Raw genomic sequence first — 16,892 nt, 5'->3', positions numbered from 1 at the left:
TGAACCGCCCCGGGTTTGCCGGAGACCCCAACTCGTGAGAAGTAGGGTCTATGACAAGCAAAACGACGAACAAATTTTCTCCTGAAGTCCGCGCCCGCGCCGTTCGGATGGTGACGGAACATGAAGCCGAATACTCATCGCGCTGGGCGGCGGTATCATCGATAGCGACCAAGATCGGCTGCTCGGCGCATACCCTCCATGAATGGGTGAAGAAGGCCGAGGTCAACAGCGGCAAGCGTGCAGGTCTGCCAAGCGACGTGGCTGAGAAGATGAAGGCTCTGGAACGGGAGAACCGGGAGCTTCGTCAGGCGAATGAGATTCTACGCAAAGCCTCGGCGTATTTTGCCCAGGCGGAGCTCGACCGCCCACTGAAGCGATGATTTCCTTCATCGACGAACACCGTTCGGTGCTCGGGGTCGAGCCGATCTGCAGGCTGCTGCCGATTGCCCCGTCCACCTATTATGAGGTCGTCGCCAAGCGCACGGACGTGGGTCGCCTATCGGCCCGCGAACGGAATGATATTGCCATGAAAGTCGAGATACGCCGGGTGTTCAACGAGAACTTCCAGGTCTATGGCGTGCGGAAAGTGTGGCGACAGTTGCAGCGAGAAGGCTTCGATATCGCTCGCTGCACCGTCGCAAGGCTGATGAGAATGATGGGTCTTCAAGGCATCATTCGTGGCAAGCCAATCAAAACCACTGTATCGGACAAGTCTGCCCCGTGTCCGCTCGACCGCGTCAACCGCCACTTCAAGGCTCCCGCGCCGAACATGCTGTGGTTATCCGATTTCACCTATGTCGCGACCTGGCAGGGCTTCGTCTACGTGGCCTTTGTCATCGATGCCTTCGCCCGCCGCATCGTCGGCTGGCGGGCCAGTCGAACGGCGCACGCGGGATTCGTCCTCGATGCTCTCGACCAGGCACTGCATGATCGGCGGCCCGTCAAACGTGGCGGGCTGGTTCATCATTCCGACCGCGGCTCGCAATACGTGTCCATTCGCTTTTCCGAACGGCTGGCGGAGGCGGGCATCGAGCCGTCTGTCGGAAGCGTCGGCGATAGTTACGACAATGCTCTCGCCGAAACGATCAACGGTCTTTACAAGGCCGAGGTCATTCATCGGCGAGGACCATGGCGCAACTTCGAAGCCGTAGAGTTCGCCACGCTCGAATGGGTCGACTGGTTCAACCACCGCCGTCTTCTGGAACCCATCGGGAATATACCGCCAGCAGAGGCAGAACGACGATACTACGCCATGCTGGACGCACCAGCTATGGCCGCATAACTTAAACCAAACGGTCTCCGGCAAACCCGGGGCGGTTCAGATTCCAGAAGGCCAGGTCAATGCAATGGGATATAGTCCAGCTTTGGTTTTGTCTGGTTTTGCGTCCCTGTCCAATGAACGCGTGAGAGGGCCGCTTAATGAGCTGCGAGTTGCGTCGCAGGGGCAGGTCGTGAATCTGAGACCCCTATGGGTGGACCCAAGCGAAGGTGCCATAGTCGCAGTTCAAGGCACGGTTACCGTACCTGAAGAAAGATCATATGTGCGGCTTGTGGCTTTAAGTCCTTCGGGAATCGAAACGGGCGAAGCATATGTTCCTGCTAACTCGTTTTTTTGTAATATTAGGAAGCCCTATACCCGTCTCGAAAATGGCGATCTCGTTCGCTTGAGCCTCTTGAACAATCAGTTTTTCGTCGAGCGCGTGGTACTCGTTTCACCGGGGAGCGCCGTTCTTGAACCCATCTCAGCTCCACCAAGTAGTGAGCTTATTCTGCAAGATCAGTCTATCTTTACTGAGCTAGAAACGCTAAACGGTACAGCAAGCGTGAGTACGGTGACCATACCGTCGATCACAAGACGGATCATCATTCAGAGAGCTAGATCGGCTCTGGAAGCAAAATGGTATCTTGCACCTCGAAACTACTCCCGCGCTGGTGTCCTGAACACTTGTAGCCCCCCCACTCAAGTGTGGCGTCGGCCCCCACGTTTGGATGCTCACTTGGACAAACATGTTATAGCTATTCCATATCGTTGGGGCGGTCATTTTCAAAGCCTGAAGGTGTTCGAGGAGCACTTGGCTGAGGGAAGACTTGCGGGAGATGATTGCACCTGCAGGAATGCAAACTGCATCACGCAAATTGCAACAGGACTAGATTGCTCCGGATTTGTGTCTATGGCCTGGATGACCGGTAGCTATTTCACCACCAGAAGCTTGCCGTCACGAAATGTAAGTTCTCAGATCTCCTGGAGCCAGATCAAGCCCGGCGACATCGCCAACAAAGCTGGGAACCACGTGCGGTTGGTAGAGAGTATATCGCGTGGTCCGAAGGGACCTGTGGTCACGGTGATTGAATCTGCGTCCAATAGGTCCTGCGGTGGTGTTTGCCGAAGATCTTATCTGCAGGCGGACCTTCAAAGCCAACGTTATGTACCGCTTAGGAGACTCGCGGTAGAGGATTAGGGTGAACTTATGCGCTACCTGATCACTAGCTTGCTTGCAATGTGCCTGGGAGTAGTTCAGGCGTCAGCTCAAGATGATCAATGTATTTTTGCCGCAAATGCACCAGCGGTGGCTTATGTCGAATACTCATTCGATACGACCGAGGGGCGCGGGAGAAACAAGGGTACTGCCTTTATCATCTCTCAGAGCGGTTTCGCTATCACCAATGCCCACGTCGTTAGTCCGCCTAAGGGATCCGCGGAAGTGAAGTCTGCGACCGTACAGGCGCGTGTCGGTGGCTTGCTGAACCCATTCGTTCCTGTTGAGGTTCTGTTTCGTGATCCATCATTAGACTTGGCCCTGCTCAAACTGCAGCCGCCGGCGGATGGAGACGGATGGCCGACGGTAACCATCGGGGCGAGGACTCTCCTGCCGATCGGCGCTCCCTTGTTGGCGATTGGGTATTCTACTGGGGACGTTTCACTCGTACGCGACGGTGCAAAAACGGCGAACAATACATTTATCGACGGCGAACTAGTCCCTTGGTGGCAGACAGACCTTCCTATCACCTCCGGAAACAGTGGCGGCCCCATCATTGATAAACTCGGAACGGTCGTTGGTGTCGCCGTCGCAAAGAGTACCAGCAGTGAGAAGATTACCTACATAATCCCGATCGCCTTGACGCGGCATCTTCTAGATGCCGCAGGAGTAGTAACGCAGGATTTCGGGAAATGCGCTCGCTTCCCGGCATGTCGACATGCCTCTCACGGAGTCGAGTCTCATACTATTTCGGAGTCGCAATCTGCTTGGGGGGAGTGGCGGGATGGCGGTTATAATCAGACAGCCGCATGTAATGATTTTCTCAACGAGTTGCGAACGCGCTACCCCAACTCCTCTTTCGAATTCGTAAGGTCAGACGAGCGCAGTCGTGATACCGGGTTTCGGCACTTCCAATATCGTTATTACTGTGAATATATTAGGAAAGAAAACCCAGTATATAACTTAATGGAAAGTGAAGCTTGCCTTCAGTAATGCGGGCTCTGCCACGCGGAAATATTTCGCAGGCTTTATCATGTGGTGCTCGGATCACGGGCTGAGCCTATGGTTACTGAACGTTCAGGTTTGTACCCGCTCATAGTCGCTCCAGCCAATCTGCTACCACCTTATTGCGGGGTGATACTTGGAGGTTGTGATGATTAACGCGTTCCGAAAAACGCTTCATGTCGCCGGATTTTGCACCTGCTTATCCTCTTGTACGCTGTCAGAATTGCCAGCCTCAGTCCGTCAACCCGTCACCAGATCCGTTGCGGTCAAAGTCTTGGGCCACGACGCCTACTCGGTTGACCCGTTCGTTGGGTCAACGATCCGAACACCTGGAATCTATGCAATAGTGGGTGGTTCGAACTTCCGCCAAATTTGCGAATATGACACTAGTTTGCAACTGGCGATCAGGGATATGCGGGTCGTGCATGAAGAGAGCGACGAAATTGTCGAGGATTCCTTATCACCGGTTACGTTGAAGGTCAGGGTCGTAGGCCAGAACCTGCAGGTGCCATACAGGAAGATAAAGGTGTCTGGCTATACTATCAAACGTGTCTATTCAGGCGATTCCCGCCCACCTGAAGAATGGATACTCGCCAATGTGAACGAAGTTTGCCGGAGCCAGGTTCTGGAGCGCAACAAGCCATATATTGTGGTGACTTCAGTGGCCGTCGCAAAGAATGTGGAGACGGTTTCCGGGGGTGGCACCGCGAATGTCTCCTTCGGCCTTGGTCCAGCTACAGTTGATGTTGATCTTGTCCAAGCTGCTGATCAGAGGCGACAGAACCGAGTTTTCGCCGTCCAAGGAGCGGTGGTAGGACTAGCACCTGCCGCGGGTTCATAGCTCTCGCCGAAATGGCTTGCGAATAACGGCTTGCGCCATCCCTCGCGCTCCAAGGCCGTCCTCTGAGGCTACAATTTTGATGCGCCGTCATCTTGTGTCCGCTCCACAATTATTGGAACGTCCACCGCGGCGGAGACCTGCGATGGAACTGACCCCTCTGAGATATTTTCACGAGACAGCGCGAACTGGCTCGATCCGGCGTGCCGCGGAAAACCTGCACGTTACTCCGTCATCGATCAGCCGGATGATCGCCGTATTGGAGCAGGATTTTGGCGCTCCGCTGTTCGAGCGAACACGTACCGGAATGCGTCTGACAGCAGCGGGACAAGTACTCTCTCGCCAAACCCAACGGATGTTCCGCGATCTCGATAGAGTTAGGTCGGCAATCGATGACCTAAGGGGTATCCGCAGGGGACAGGTAACAGTCTACGGGCCGGAGGGGCTTGTTGCTGAATTCCTTCCACGCGTACTGTCTGAGTTTCAGGCGAAGTACCCCGCAATTGCATGCCAGGTCTATTTCGGATCAACGGATCGTATCGTTGAGGCGGTGGTTGACGACGAGACGGACATAGGGATCACGTTCAATGGGCCTCACAGACCTGACCTCGCAACCATCGCCGAATTTGTCGAGCCGCTGAAATGCCTGGTCGGGCCTGGGCATCCCTTGGCCAACGAGACCGACGTATCGCTTCAGGACGTTCTGGCATTTCCCTTGGCACTTCCCGAAACCAGTTTCGGGATGCGGCGGATGATCGATGAAGCCATTGCACGCGAGAAGCTCACGCCGCGGATCAGCATCAATACGAACTCGCTTGAATTCGCCAAACGGATGGCAATGACAGGTACTGCTGTCGCCTTCATGCCTGGCTTCATGGTTGAAGATGATGTCGCTGCTGGCAAGCTTCGGTCGATTAACGTCAACACTCCCGTTTTTCTCGACTCACGCGTCACCGTTTGCATCCATCGCGATCGTGAGCTCTCATTCGCAGCCCGAGAGTTCCTCCAATTCCTCAAGTCGCGCTTCCACAGCATGAGCGCTCCAAAGTGCGGCTGAGCGTTGCGTTTAGCGCAACGGCAGCCTGTCAAAATAGCACTATTCAGCGCATGCTGATTTGCTACGGTCCTGTTGAGACCGCGAAGAGAGCTGGCGAAAGATCAGCCCGGGAACTGCGGCTCGTGACAACAACTGGGAGCTTCTCATGACAGGTATCAACCTGCGACGCCGCACGTTTATTGCAGGCATGGCGACTGCTGCTGGGTTCGGAATGGCTGGGTTCCCCCGCCTCGGGTTCGCTGCGCAGTCTGTGACAATCTCTGAAGCCATCCATCTCGGCTTCTACATCCCCGTCTATACGGCAATTCACAAGGGTCTCTTCGAGAAGCACGGCTTGACGCCCAGCCTGTCGACCGCCGGCGGCATCGCTCAACCAGTGCCTGCGATTCTCTCCAAACAGGCTCAGTTCGCAGTCACGGGCACTGGCATGTCGGTAAATGCCACTGTCGAAGGCGCACAAATGGTCAACATCGCCAAGATCGCAGGGCAGATCTCTGTCTGGGTGGTCGCCAAGCCGGGCACCAAGTTTGACTCGCTTGAGGACTTCAAGCGCAAGACCATTGCCACTTTGAAGTACCCTTCTAATACCTACACCACGCCAATGTACGCCATGAAGGTGCTTGCTGGCTTCGATCCCGACGCCGAAGGGGTGAAGATCCTGCAGCTACCCTTTGGTGCTCAGTTGCAAGCCGTGGCGGATGGGCGTGCGGATATTGCGACAGTCTTCGAGTGGGATGCGAGCATCGGCGAAACGCAGTTTGGTCTGGAAACGGTATTCTCTCTTGGCAATGCACTCGGACCAGCCGCGTTCGCAACGTCGTTTGTAACCAAGCAATATCTTGATGAGAACCCGGAGACGGTTCAGGCATACTGCAACGCGATCGCGGAAGCTCAAAAGCTGCTTCACCAAGACTCGTCGGTGTTCGCAGAAGTATCTGCAATCGAGTTCCCCAAGCTGGACCCGGCCGTCTTCGAAAAGGCAAAGCCCAGGTTCTTTGGCGAAGTACCTCTCGTACCGCGTAACCCAACAATCTCCGAAAACGAATGGGAGACACTGGTCGAGCATGAAACGGGTGCCGAGACACTGCGCGAGCGTCTGCCCTATGAGCAGATGGTCGACAACAGCTTTGCCGAGAAGGCGACTGCGGAGTTCGGCCTATCATGAATACCAAGCTGCTTGCCCAGCATCAGGTCTCATTGAATGCGCGGCCTGACGCGATCGAGTTCAGTCCATCTTCGTCCGCGGTTATCGTCGTTGATATGCAAAACGCCTACGCGTCCAAGGGCGGTTATCTGGACCTTGCAGGCTTCGACCTGAGTGGCATTGATCATGTCATATCGCGAACTGCGGGTGTGCTGACGACTGCCCGTCACGCCGGGATGCAGGTCGTGTTCCTACAGAACGGATGGGACCCGGCATACAAGGAAGCAGGAGGCCCCCAGGCTGCAAATCAGAGAAAATCAAATGCACTCCGTCTGATGCGGCAACGACCTGACCTAGTGGGCAAGCTGCTGTCGAAGGGAGGCTGGGACTATGCCCTGGTCGATGCTTTGCAGCCCGAGGAGACCGACATTGTCGTTCCAAAAACGCGGTACAGCGGCTTCGTCGGGACGCCTCTCGACTCCATCCTTCGCAGCCGTGGCATCAAGTACCTGTTCTTCGTCGGCGTTGCGACCAATGTATGCGTGGAGACCACCATTCGCGATGCCTTTGGACTCGAATATCTTGCTGTGATGGTCAGCGACTGCTGCCACCAGGCTGGCCCTCGCCACATCCACGATGCCACGATCTTCAACGTTGAAACCTTCTTCGGGTGGACCACCACCAGTGAAGCACTATGCAGCGTTCTGAGCAGCCGCCTAAGCGCGGCTTAAAACATGGGAGGCAGCAGTCATGTTCGCACCAATCATACCAGTCGGCTCATCCAAGCCGATCGCACCGTATGTCCCAGGTAGTCTTGTCGGTGAGACGCTATATGTCGCCGGGACTTTGGCCATCGGACCGTCGGGTGAGACCCTCCATCCGGGAGACATCAAGGGCCAGACAAGATTTGTAATCGAACAGGTTTTGAAGGTGGTGGAAGCCGCTGGCGGCGGTGCAGAGAACATCGTCTACAATGCGATCTTTCTCAAGAACCGCGAAGACTATGCGGCCTTCAACGAGGTCTATGCCGAGTTTTTCGGCTCCAATCCGCCCGCCCGCTACTGCGTCATAGCGGAACTTGTCCGCGATGACTTCCTCGTGGAGCTCGTTTCGACAGCTCATATCGGCAGCAGCGGAGGCAAATGATGGCGCGAATTGATATGGCAATCCCACAAGAGCGTCCGAAGTCAAAGCGGACCTATCCGAAAATGAGGATCCTCGGCTACCAGCTCTTGCTCCTGGCGGCCATTCTCGGGGCATGGGAAGCAGGGATCCGCTTCGGTTTCCTGGAACCCTACGTGTACGGAGTGCCGTCCGGCGTCGCGAATGCCTTTGTCACCCAGATTGCGGATGGCAGCCTCTTCCGGCACTTCTGGGTCACAGGCCAGGAGGTCGTGATCGGATTCCTGATTGGTAGCTCGGCAGGCAGCCTCTGCGGACTATTGCTGTGGTTGTCACCGACCTGGGCGAAGATCCTGCATCCCTACATCATTGCCTTGAATGGCGTTCCGAAGATCGCCCTCGCGCCACTCATCATCGTCTGGTTCGGTCTTGGGATGGAATCCAAGATAGCGATCGCGGCGATCATCACGTTCATCGTCGCCTTCCTGCAAGCACACAAGGGGACGCAACAGATCGATGGCGACCTCATTCGCCTGATGCAGTCTCTAGGCGCTCGCCCCCTCCAGATGTTCCGGATGGTCGTCGTGCCGGGCAGCCTTCCTTGGGTCGTCTCGGCACTGCGGTTGAACGTAGGCTTCGCCCTGATTGGTGCGGTGGTTGGCGAGTACATTTCTGCAGAAGAGGGGCTTGGTCATCAGGTCTACTATGCCGGGCAAATGTACGACCTCAACAGTGTCTGGGTCGGCATTTTCTCGCTGATGGCGATGGCGCTTCTGCTGGAAGTGGTGGTCACCTGGATTGAAAAGAAACTGAAGTGGTAGCAGCACGATGCCGATAGCAAAACTGACAGATGGCGAGATCTATTATGAAGAGCATGGCAGCGGCTTTCCGCTCGTGCTGGTGGCTGGTCTGGGTGGCGTGGGTTCCTACTGGAACGCGCAGCTAGAGGAGTTTTCGAAGCACTACCGAGTGATCATCCATGACCATCGTGGGACGGGGAAGAGCAGCCGCTCGAAAATCGCCTACTCCGTGGAGAAGATGGCGAGCGACACTCTGGAACTGATGGATATCCTTGCCATTGAGAAAGCGCATTTCGTTGGCCACTCCACAGGAGCGGCAGTCGCTCAAATTCTTGCGGTGGAACACCCCGATCGATTGGACAAGATCGTGATGGCGTCTGCCTGGACCAAGGCTGATGGCTTCTTCCGCAGGTGCTTCGAAGTCCGACGAGAGCTCTTGCTGAAATCGGGTCCGCAGGCATATGTGAAGGCCACGCCAATCTTTCTCCACCCCAGCTGGTGGATACGTGATCATATCGACGCATTGGAGAAGGCAGAGTCCGAAGTCTACGGCTCCAATCCGGACGTCGACATCATGAACAGCAGGATTGACGCTCTGCTCAATTTCGACTGGACGGACAAGCTTCACATGATCCGGAATAACGTTCTGGTCTTGGGTGTACGTGACGACCACCTGACGCCTGCGTACTTCTCCGAGGAACTCGCCAGAGCGATACCGAACTCCACACTTCAAGTGATGGAAGATGGGGCACACGCTGCTTCGCAAACTGTGCCGCAAGAGTTCAACAGGATTGTGCTCGAATACCTCCAGAAGGAGACGATGCAATGACGAAGCCTGATGACGTCGTACTTCGCGCTTCCGGCGCTCGAGTCGTCTACAACGAAGGGACAGATCGCGAAGTTGAAGCAGTGCGGAGTATTTCGCTTAACCTCCAACGAGGCGAGATCCTGGCGCTCGTTGGACCTTCCGGTTGCGGGAAGACAACACTGTTCAACGCCATTGCAGGCTTGATCCCTCTACAGGGGGGACGTGTTGAGGTGGGCGAATATCAGGTGGACAAGGCGACGGGGCATGTTGGCTACATGCTTCAGAAGGACCTTCTGCTTCCCTGGCGGAGCGTCATTGATAACGTGACCCTGGGTCTTGAGATCAGAGGAATGGCTAAGGCAGATTCGCGGGGCATCGCACTGGACCTCATCAGACGATATGGTTTGGCGGGTTTCGAGGAAAGCAAGCCCGCGGGCCTGTCTGGGGGCATGCGGCAACGTGTAGCCTTGATGCGCACACTCGCTTTCGATCCAGATGTGATTTTGCTGGATGAACCTTTCTCTGCGCTCGACTTTCAGACTCGGCTGCTGCTCCAGGCGGATGTCACGCGGATCATCAAGGAGCAGCGAAAGAGCGCGATCTTGATTACCCACGATATTGGTGAAGCCATCTCTATGGCGGATCGCATTGTTGTCCTTACCAATCGGCCTGCGACCGTAAAGGCGGTGCATGACGTTGAATTCCGGACAGACGAGACGGATGCGGTAAACATTCGGACGCATCCAGAGTATCAGCGCCTATTTGCTCAGATCTGGTCGGAACTGGAAATCATCGACGAAACCACGAGGCGTGCTGTCAAGGCCGCATGAACTTATGAACGCCCGGTGCTCGGCGAGAAAGCCAGCAGTTCATCGGAATGTGTAGAGCGACTGATTGAGGCTAAGAGCTTCTTTTGATCGATGCCGACGGCCTTAACTCTCTAATGCCCCGCTGTTCACTGCGGGGTTTTTTTGTGAAGAGTCTCCACCGCAGCGCTACCTAACACCACACTGCTCTTAGACTATACAGCTCTGAACGAACTTTGCGTCAATCAACCAGACTTTCGAAGCGAAGTTCAGCATTTGGGCTATCCCAAGACAGTTGCTCTATCTCGCAGGAGTTCTTTTTCCGAACAGGAGCCGGGCCACGGAGGACAAGGGTATGCCATGACATGTAGAATCCCCCGCTAACCTGATAGGCGGCGGGTTTACAACCGGTCTTGAAAACGTAGGCCGTGCCTCTAATCGATCGATTAATGTCATATTGATCCCACGGTTCACTCTCAAACAAGACTGTGCCAGCCTTGATAGCGCGACGAATCCCCCTTTTGGGCTGGAGATATGTAATCCTCCCATTCCGGTGATCGACCCGCATCAAAGATCCATTATGATCGAACTCGGGCGCACGATACTTGATCTCTCCTAGATCAGGTTGTGTGACTGGCCCAAGATCCTCGCCCGCATCTCTCGAGACTCCGTTCCCTTCGATCCAAGGAGCTATATCGGCATAAATCTCAGAACCGTTATGGTCACAAACCTTCCAAGGCCCATACTCGGCGTCATGGAAGCGCCATATATTTGAGCAACTTCCCGGACCGTCGAGCTCGACGTCAGGAAATATCCCTGACTTGCGTCCGTGATACTTCAAATCGAGCCCCTCGTACCCAAAAAAACGCTTCCAGCCACCAAGCCCATCGCTGATCAGAAGATGAGTGCTGTGGCCATCTCGGCCATAACACTCTGTGGCTAATCCTCCCAAATCGGCTATCGAACTCGTGACTGCCAATTCGTTGACACCATCGCTGTTAAGATCCATCGGGCTGATCTCGTACCTGATGCTGGTACCCGCGTCCTTCACGCACTCTGCTAAATCGACTTCGTAAGCGGCTACTGCTGCAACTGCTTTGTCCAGATCCTCCTGGGACCACTCGGCCGAATGCGCAGCAGAAGCTAGAATGGCGATTGTGATGGTGATGGGGATTTGCATTCCCACAGCAGTCATAGAAGGCGTTCCTCTTCGCGGGTATGGGTAGCGACGTCTGGATCCTACCGCACTTTCCTTCGGCGAAACTGGCACTGGAAAGCTAAATCCCGGCTAACTGAATTGGCTAATGCCCGCTTATCGTTAAGAGGATTGTACGATGGTATCCTTGTACGGCGCGACAGGGCGAAGGCAGCGAAGATGACCTTGCCCCCAAGATTTATCCAGTTTTGAGCCGCTCCGGGAGGATTGCTGTGTTTGCGGCCCCGCCGTGGTACGAGTTGCAAGGTTGCATTCGCACGGACCATTTAAATGAAAATTATCAGTTACTCGCGCAGGTTCGCACCGGTTAGACGGGGTAACTTGTTATGTCTCGAACTTGGAAATCATCTAGGTGTATGGCCTTCGCTGCCGCGGTCGTCGTGGGAGGTCCAGCTTTCACTGATGAATTGGGGCCGACACTCGAACTGGCTAGCGAGCCAGGTTTTACCGAACGTTTCGCAGGCAACGCGCAGGTGAGTGGTCAATTCCTTTCTGGATTGGCTTATCAGAGCGGGACCGATCAAGTAGACCTCAATCAGCTGCGCTTATCGTTCACGAGACCTTCTGAAGATGTGCGCGGGCGGGTATGTGTTCGTTTAACTTCAGATGATGGGCGCTATTGGGCCTCAAACTTGTATCGATCTAGCGGTACATTTACTTCCTCTCCCGCGGTGCCAATTCCGACGAGATATGGCGAAGAAATTAAGTCGTACGGGCCGTCGAGCTTGTTGATGCTCGCCACCTTCTCAGAGACCTGCAACGAGACGACCGGAAAAGTGTTCGTGCCTGGCTTTATCGGTTCTCGCGCAGCAACCGCCGACCTTGTTGCCTATGTAAACGTGAGTCAAAGCAAGGTCAGTGCAGCCTTGACTGATGAAAGTGGATTGGTCCTCGAGAAGGTAACCTGCAGGAAACCAGCTGGAGGCTCCAAGGTCACTTTCTCACATCTATGCAATATCCCCGTCAGCGGAGCATTCAGTGGCAGCTACAAGCTGATTGTTGGTGTGAAGGGCCTGACTGGTAAGCTGACGGAGCAGGAATATGCGATCCATCTGGAGTGATCGGCTGAGATCGCTTGCATGGCAAAGGGTTGGCGCATCATTCCTCTTGGCAGTTCTGTTTTCTTTCGCAGCTGTCGGTGCGTTGAATCTTGTAAGCAAACCCCAGACGTTCGCCGTAATAGACGCTCGCAGTGAGTATGTGGAGTTCAGCGTCTTCAATCCTGAACTCTCCATCATTTACGGGAGCGGGCTCCGCGTCAGCAGTTGGTCAGATGACTCAGAAGATGGCCAATGTGTCGAGGGAGCTCTTCTACCTGGGGTGATGTCCCTGGTGAGCTATCAGCGCATCGCAGAGCGGGAGTTGGTAGTAACCATCAGCGGGAAGGGAGAGCGTCTCAATGGCGGGATCGCCACGCCTTTCAACGGCGAAGTAGTGCTCTATACTGACGCAGAAGAATGTGGAGCTTTAACAACAAGCCGATTTCCGATCTGGGGGCCAGGCAAGATCGGTTCCTCTTTGACTATGAGGAGCGATGGTCCGGGACCAATCCTGTTGGAAGGTACCCTAGAGACTTTCGGACGAACGGTCGATCTCTGGCCGTTCGGTAGGGGAGGAGCGATTTATTCAGCGGGCGAACCTCTGACCATTCCTTCTGGGGGGTTCGTAGAGAGTGATGCCGAAAATTTCGATAGCTTGGGCAAGATACCAGACGAACAGACTGCCCTCTTTGGGTATGTGAGTATGTCCGACGAACCCGGTCTTTCAGTTCAGGTTACCACTGAAACGCCTCGACTTCAGGTTTCGACACCAGGGGTACGTGAAGACTCCAGCAGGATCGAGGTTGGCCTCTTCGCCCAAGTACTTAATGACCCCACCATTTTGGCGGGCCAGTTGACCCTGGTGCTCTTAGTGCTTCTTTGGCCGATCACCATTGATCTCGTTGGCTTGGCCTTTTCGGGCTCAGATCAGAATGGCCAACTGACGGATACTATTCCCGAGGTCCTTCCACAATCCATCCCATCAAGCATGTCCTCATTGAAAGGTCCGAGATGAAGCCCTCAACAGCAGCCTTTGTGTTGGTCTTAGCTTCCGTCTCGTCGTTAGGCTTCATCAACAAGGCAAATGCGGAAACGGTGCTCCTAGCCCGAGGAGATGATGCCTTCGGTCAAGGCTGGCTCTTTTTGGACACCGCCGGACAGTGCCGCGTGGCCACTCCTCGTCATGTCATTGAGAATGCGGATGGCGAGTTGTTGCTACCTGACCTCATTGATAGCTATGGCGCGATGCATCCAACGCAATCACCGATAGCTGCTGAGAATGAAGACCTTGATCTAGCTTTTCTGACGGTTGGGGGGCAACTTGCGAAGAGCGGATGCAGCCGGGATCGAGTGCGGACTACTCCGCTGCAACCAGTCATCGATGGCCTTAAGCAGGCTCAGCTTGATGTGTCTACTCTAACGGAGCGCCAATCCATTTCAGTAGCCATCCGTGCAGTGTCGAGAGATGAAAGTGGCGGGGGCTTTATCGCAATATCTAGCCTTGAACCTGGAATCTCATTTCAGAAAGGGATGAGCGGCGGAACCGTCACACACAATGGTCAACCTATCGCAATGTTATTCGAAGTGGATAGTGACGAAGGCATCGGTGTCGCTATGCGGTACGATCTTATCGCTGCGCAGTTGCAAAAGCTGAATGCATCAGTTGAACAAAGCAACCTATCGTTGGCATTGGTGAATGACTTGGTTCTCATCAAAGGGCGTGTGACTGAGCAGGGAAGCGGTATAAGTGGCTTCCTAAGCGGCAAGACACATCTGAGGGTTGCCCCTGCGCCAGACAGGGTCGTGTTTTTGCTGGACCTTGGAAAACGTGCGGTAATTGAAGGAGTCCGGATCAAGGGCGAAGGCTTGGTCAACGGGGAGCATCTGATTGTCGAAACGGAGCAGGAAGACGGCAGGTTCTTGCCCGGTGTTCGGTGTATGCTGTCGAATGATGTGCATTGCGGTATGGCTGCCCGACGAGCCTCTCGTCTAAAGATTACGTTGACAGGGTCTGCCGACGAAATTTTGACGCTGGATGCACTTGAGGTGATAGAGGGTGGCGCTTAGGGTCGAAACCCATTGATCATGTTGATTTGCTGCGGCAAATCAGATTCAAGGTTCCCAATCAATGGATTGGAGGCTTGAATGGGTCGCTTGTTTTGGCTGTCGGACGAGCAATGGGCGGTCATTGAGCCCCTGTTGCCGAGGAACAAGGGTGGGGCTCGCCGGGTCGATGATCGTCGAGTGATCTCCGGCATCATCCACGTTCTCAAGGTCGGCTGCCGGTGGTGCGATTGCCCGGGCGACTATGGCCCTTCGACCACGGTCTACAACCGCTTCAATCGTTGGTCTCGCAAACGGTTCTGGACTGAATTGGTCGAGGCGCTCGCGACGTCTGGCGCGGTCACCAAAAGCACCTCCATCGACAGCACCTACGTCAAGGCGCACCGCTCGGCCATGGCGGCAAAGGGGGGCGAAAAATCAGGCTATCGGACCTTCGCGCGGCGGGCAAACCACCAAAATCCACGTCCTCACCGACGTGATCGGTCGCCCTTTCGCATTCATGCTGACCGGTGGCAATGCGGCAGACAGCCCGGTCGCGCCACACCTGCTGGCTGGTCTGAAGGGTGCTCGATATCTGCTTGCGGACAAGGGATATGACGCCAACAGTCTGCGAAAGCGACTGCGCCAGTCCGCAATCGTCCCCGTGATACCTGGCCGTTCAAATCGCACAAGGCCGATCCGATACGACCTCGAACGCTATAAGAGCCGCCACCTCATCGAGAACGCCTTCTGCCGACTGAAAGACTTCCGACGCGTCGCAGCGCGTTACGACAAGCTTGCCAGAAACTTCCTCTCCGCAGTCGCCTTGGCCACCCTCGTCGCATTCTGGCTATAAATTGAGCCTGAGCCCTAGTCAGTCTTCGGAAGTGAATCGTCGTCGAAAAGATGAAACCTTACTGGAAACTGGAATGAGTAATCCATGTCACAACTTGCCATGCCGGCCATTGTAAACCCATGATACTCTGTGAATTCAAAGCTACATCTCTGGGGGGATCCCGATTTGTATACATTTGAAACGACGGTCAACATTCCGCCCCGAATGTTTCCGGTGCCCGTGTATTTCTTCTGATCCGAATCCTGAAAATTGCCGTTCAGTGCCTTTATCTGGAATTCTAGTTCATCAGTAGATGGGTACTCAGATTGCATTTTAAACTGGTAGCCCATCGACCGGAGGTACTTGTAAAGATAGTTGTCGTACCAACCGCTGTTTTCATCCTCCATCTCTTTTTGGATCTTCTCGGGAAGTTCTGCTGTTATGAGAAAAGTTCTGAAGCTTGCAAAATGTGCGCGTAGAGCCAACGATCGAACGTTCGGATCGTCCAACTGAAACGCCGTCCGGATGGCTAGCTGAACTTCTGTCGCATCGCCCTTTTTTAGGATCGCTTCCAACTGCGCCAGCCTCATCAGGGGGTCCGGATCATTGATCGCATCGATCACTGCTTGGAGTTCACCGTACCGAGCGGTTACATCCGCAAACGCAGACGAGGTTCCGCCTGAGACCGCCAGCGCTGAGGTAAGCATACCAGCCCGCACAATCTTGAAGAGATTTGACACAATTAGTCTCCCACAGTTCAGGTTTGATTCTTTACCAGCCGCTTGATGACCTATTTGTAAACGCTGGGCATTCGTGTCTGCGCTGAAATGCGTTCTAGGATTCTAGGTTAATGGAACTCGGTCGGACAATGGTGTCAGAGAAAGCTCCTCCTGATGGTTCATACTGCCCTCGCCATTCCGTCCTAATGGCAACAATGGGGGAGGATGCACGCCCTTGTGAGTTAGACATGCTAATCTAGTTGCACGCAGACCCTAATCTGGCGAGCTGCAACACTTCATCATCTTGGGTCAGCCGAAGTGCACCCTATTGAGCCTTCGCGATTTTACTCGCTGATCCGTTGAAAGTGCACAAGCTCGCCTCGATCTAGACCACTCGCTAGCTGCACGAGATCGTCTTGTTGCGAGTTGAGATCTTGCTTTTGGATAATTTAGCGCGACCATCAGATAATCAATTTGAACTGCCCCCCGTTTCGACCGGACAGTCGGCATAAGCAGAAAGGCTCAAGCACAGGCTTGGGTATAGGCTTATGTCTAACGAGTACCGACATATTGAATTGCTGACGGGTGATGTCCGCCGCAGGCGGTGGACAACCGAGCAGAAGCTGACAATCATTGAGCAGAGTTTCGAACCGGGCGAGACGGTGTCTTCTACCGCTCGCCGCCATGGCGTTGCGCCCAATCTGCTTTACCGGTGGCGCAGGCTCTTAAGCGAGGGAGGTGCTGCAGCCGTGGGTTCTGACGAGCCGGTTGTCGGCAATTCGGAAGTGAAGAAGCTGGAGGATCGCGTTCGCGAGCTGGAGCGCATGCTCGGCCGCAAGACGATGGAGGTCGAAATGAACCGCCCCGGGTTTGCCGGAGACCGTTTGGTTTAAGTTATGCGGCCATAGCTGGTGCGTCCAGCATGGCGTAGTATCGTCGTTCTGCCTCTGCTGGCGGTATATTCCCGATGGGTTCCAGAAGA

Annotated in this window: 16 protein-coding genes, 1 pseudogene and 1 other annotated feature; of the genes and pseudogenes, 15 read left to right on the top strand and 2 right to left on the bottom strand. The window is 54.8% G+C overall.

Features of this window, described 5'->3' with window-relative positions:
* Positions 1-50 precede the first annotated feature (50 nt).
* The 10 genes from ACEPP2_RS20765 (at position 51) to ACEPP2_RS20720 (ending at position 10,081) form a co-directional block, all read left to right on the top strand.
* A protein-coding gene (locus ACEPP2_RS20765) for an IS3 family transposase (RefSeq protein WP_395517195.1) occupies positions 51-1,282 on the top strand; the annotation gives its coding sequence in 2 pieces (ribosomal slippage) (positions 51-342 and positions 342-1,282; 1,233 coding nt in all).
* Positions 335-451, top strand: a sequence feature (AL1L pseudoknot). (Overlaps the previous gene by 117 nt.)
* A gap of 1,186 nt (positions 1,283-2,468) precedes the next feature.
* Complete coding sequence (locus ACEPP2_RS20760; RefSeq protein WP_395517842.1) at positions 2,469-3,470, top strand: S1C family serine protease; 1,002 nt, start codon at positions 2,469-2,471, stop codon at positions 3,468-3,470.
* Positions 3,471-3,630: 160 nt separating this feature from the next.
* Positions 3,631-4,323 (top strand): hypothetical protein, encoded by a 693-nt coding sequence (locus ACEPP2_RS20755; RefSeq protein WP_395517841.1) that lies wholly within the window; start codon positions 3,631-3,633, stop codon positions 4,321-4,323.
* A gap of 79 nt (positions 4,324-4,402) precedes the next feature.
* Positions 4,403-5,377, top strand: a complete 975-nt coding sequence (locus tag ACEPP2_RS20750; protein WP_395517840.1) for a LysR family transcriptional regulator — start codon at positions 4,403-4,405, stop codon at positions 5,375-5,377.
* 145 nt (positions 5,378-5,522) lie between these two features.
* A complete protein-coding gene (locus tag ACEPP2_RS20745; RefSeq protein ID WP_395517839.1) occupies positions 5,523-6,542 on the top strand; it encodes an ABC transporter substrate-binding protein in 1,020 nt (339 codons plus the stop codon).
* A complete protein-coding gene (locus ACEPP2_RS20740; RefSeq protein WP_395517838.1) occupies positions 6,539-7,252 on the top strand; it encodes a cysteine hydrolase family protein in 714 nt (237 codons plus the stop codon). Before ACEPP2_RS20745 ends, ACEPP2_RS20740 begins: the two co-directional genes overlap by 4 nt.
* Positions 7,253-7,271: 19 nt before the next feature.
* A complete protein-coding gene (locus ACEPP2_RS20735; RefSeq protein ID WP_395517837.1) occupies positions 7,272-7,667 on the top strand; it encodes a Rid family hydrolase in 396 nt (131 codons plus the stop codon).
* Complete coding sequence (locus ACEPP2_RS20730; RefSeq protein WP_395517836.1) at positions 7,667-8,464, top strand: ABC transporter permease; 798 nt, start codon at positions 7,667-7,669, stop codon at positions 8,462-8,464. Before ACEPP2_RS20735 ends, ACEPP2_RS20730 begins: the two co-directional genes overlap by 1 nt.
* Before the next feature lie 7 nt (positions 8,465-8,471).
* Complete coding sequence (gene rutD / locus ACEPP2_RS20725) at positions 8,472-9,272, top strand: pyrimidine utilization protein D (RefSeq protein WP_395517835.1); 801 nt, start codon at positions 8,472-8,474, stop codon at positions 9,270-9,272.
* A complete protein-coding gene (locus ACEPP2_RS20720) occupies positions 9,269-10,081 on the top strand; it encodes an ABC transporter ATP-binding protein (RefSeq protein WP_395517834.1) in 813 nt (270 codons plus the stop codon). Before rutD ends, ACEPP2_RS20720 begins: the two co-directional genes overlap by 4 nt.
* Positions 10,082-10,298: 217 nt before the next feature.
* Here ACEPP2_RS20720 and ACEPP2_RS20715 read toward each other — a convergent pair whose 3' ends face one another.
* On the bottom strand, positions 10,299-11,252 hold the full coding sequence (locus ACEPP2_RS20715; RefSeq protein WP_395517833.1) for a hypothetical protein: 954 nt from the start codon (positions 11,250-11,252) through the stop codon (positions 10,299-10,301).
* 377 nt (positions 11,253-11,629) lie between these two features.
* Between ACEPP2_RS20715 and ACEPP2_RS20710 the strand changes: the two genes are divergently transcribed.
* The 4 genes from ACEPP2_RS20710 (at position 11,630) to ACEPP2_RS20695 (ending at position 15,212) form a co-directional block, all read left to right on the top strand.
* A complete protein-coding gene (locus tag ACEPP2_RS20710) occupies positions 11,630-12,334 on the top strand; it encodes a hypothetical protein (protein ID WP_395517832.1) in 705 nt (234 codons plus the stop codon).
* 46 nt (positions 12,335-12,380) lie between these two features.
* Positions 12,381-13,328, top strand: coding sequence for a hypothetical protein (locus tag ACEPP2_RS20705; protein ID WP_395517831.1), 948 nt, complete (start codon positions 12,381-12,383; stop codon positions 13,326-13,328).
* A complete protein-coding gene (locus ACEPP2_RS20700) occupies positions 13,325-14,380 on the top strand; it encodes a hypothetical protein (protein ID WP_395517830.1) in 1,056 nt (351 codons plus the stop codon). The genes ACEPP2_RS20705 and ACEPP2_RS20700 overlap by 4 nt, the downstream gene beginning before the upstream one ends.
* A gap of 78 nt (positions 14,381-14,458) precedes the next feature.
* Positions 14,459-15,212, top strand: a protein-coding gene (locus tag ACEPP2_RS20695; RefSeq protein WP_395517829.1) for an IS5 family transposase whose coding sequence is annotated in 2 segments (ribosomal slippage) — positions 14,459-14,830 and positions 14,832-15,212 — 753 coding nt in all. Because the reading frame shifts where the segments join, the coding sequence is not laid out codon by codon here.
* 14 nt (positions 15,213-15,226) lie between these two features.
* Here the strand turns inward: ACEPP2_RS20695 and ACEPP2_RS20690 are convergent.
* Positions 15,227-15,931, bottom strand: coding sequence for a HEAT repeat domain-containing protein (locus ACEPP2_RS20690; RefSeq protein WP_395517828.1), 705 nt, complete (start codon positions 15,929-15,931; stop codon positions 15,227-15,229).
* A gap of 527 nt (positions 15,932-16,458) precedes the next feature.
* Between ACEPP2_RS20690 and ACEPP2_RS20685 the strand changes: the two are divergent.
* Positions 16,459-16,767 (top strand): annotated as a pseudogene (locus tag ACEPP2_RS20685) (transposase); the annotation flags it as partial.
* Positions 16,768-16,892 lie beyond the last annotated feature (125 nt).

This window comes from Pseudorhizobium flavum (assembly GCF_044142885.1).
Classification (GTDB): domain Bacteria; phylum Pseudomonadota; class Alphaproteobacteria; order Rhizobiales; family Rhizobiaceae; genus Neorhizobium; species Neorhizobium flavum.
Note: the sequence above shows the minus strand (reverse complement) of the source record. Positions and strands in the feature narration are given on the sequence as shown.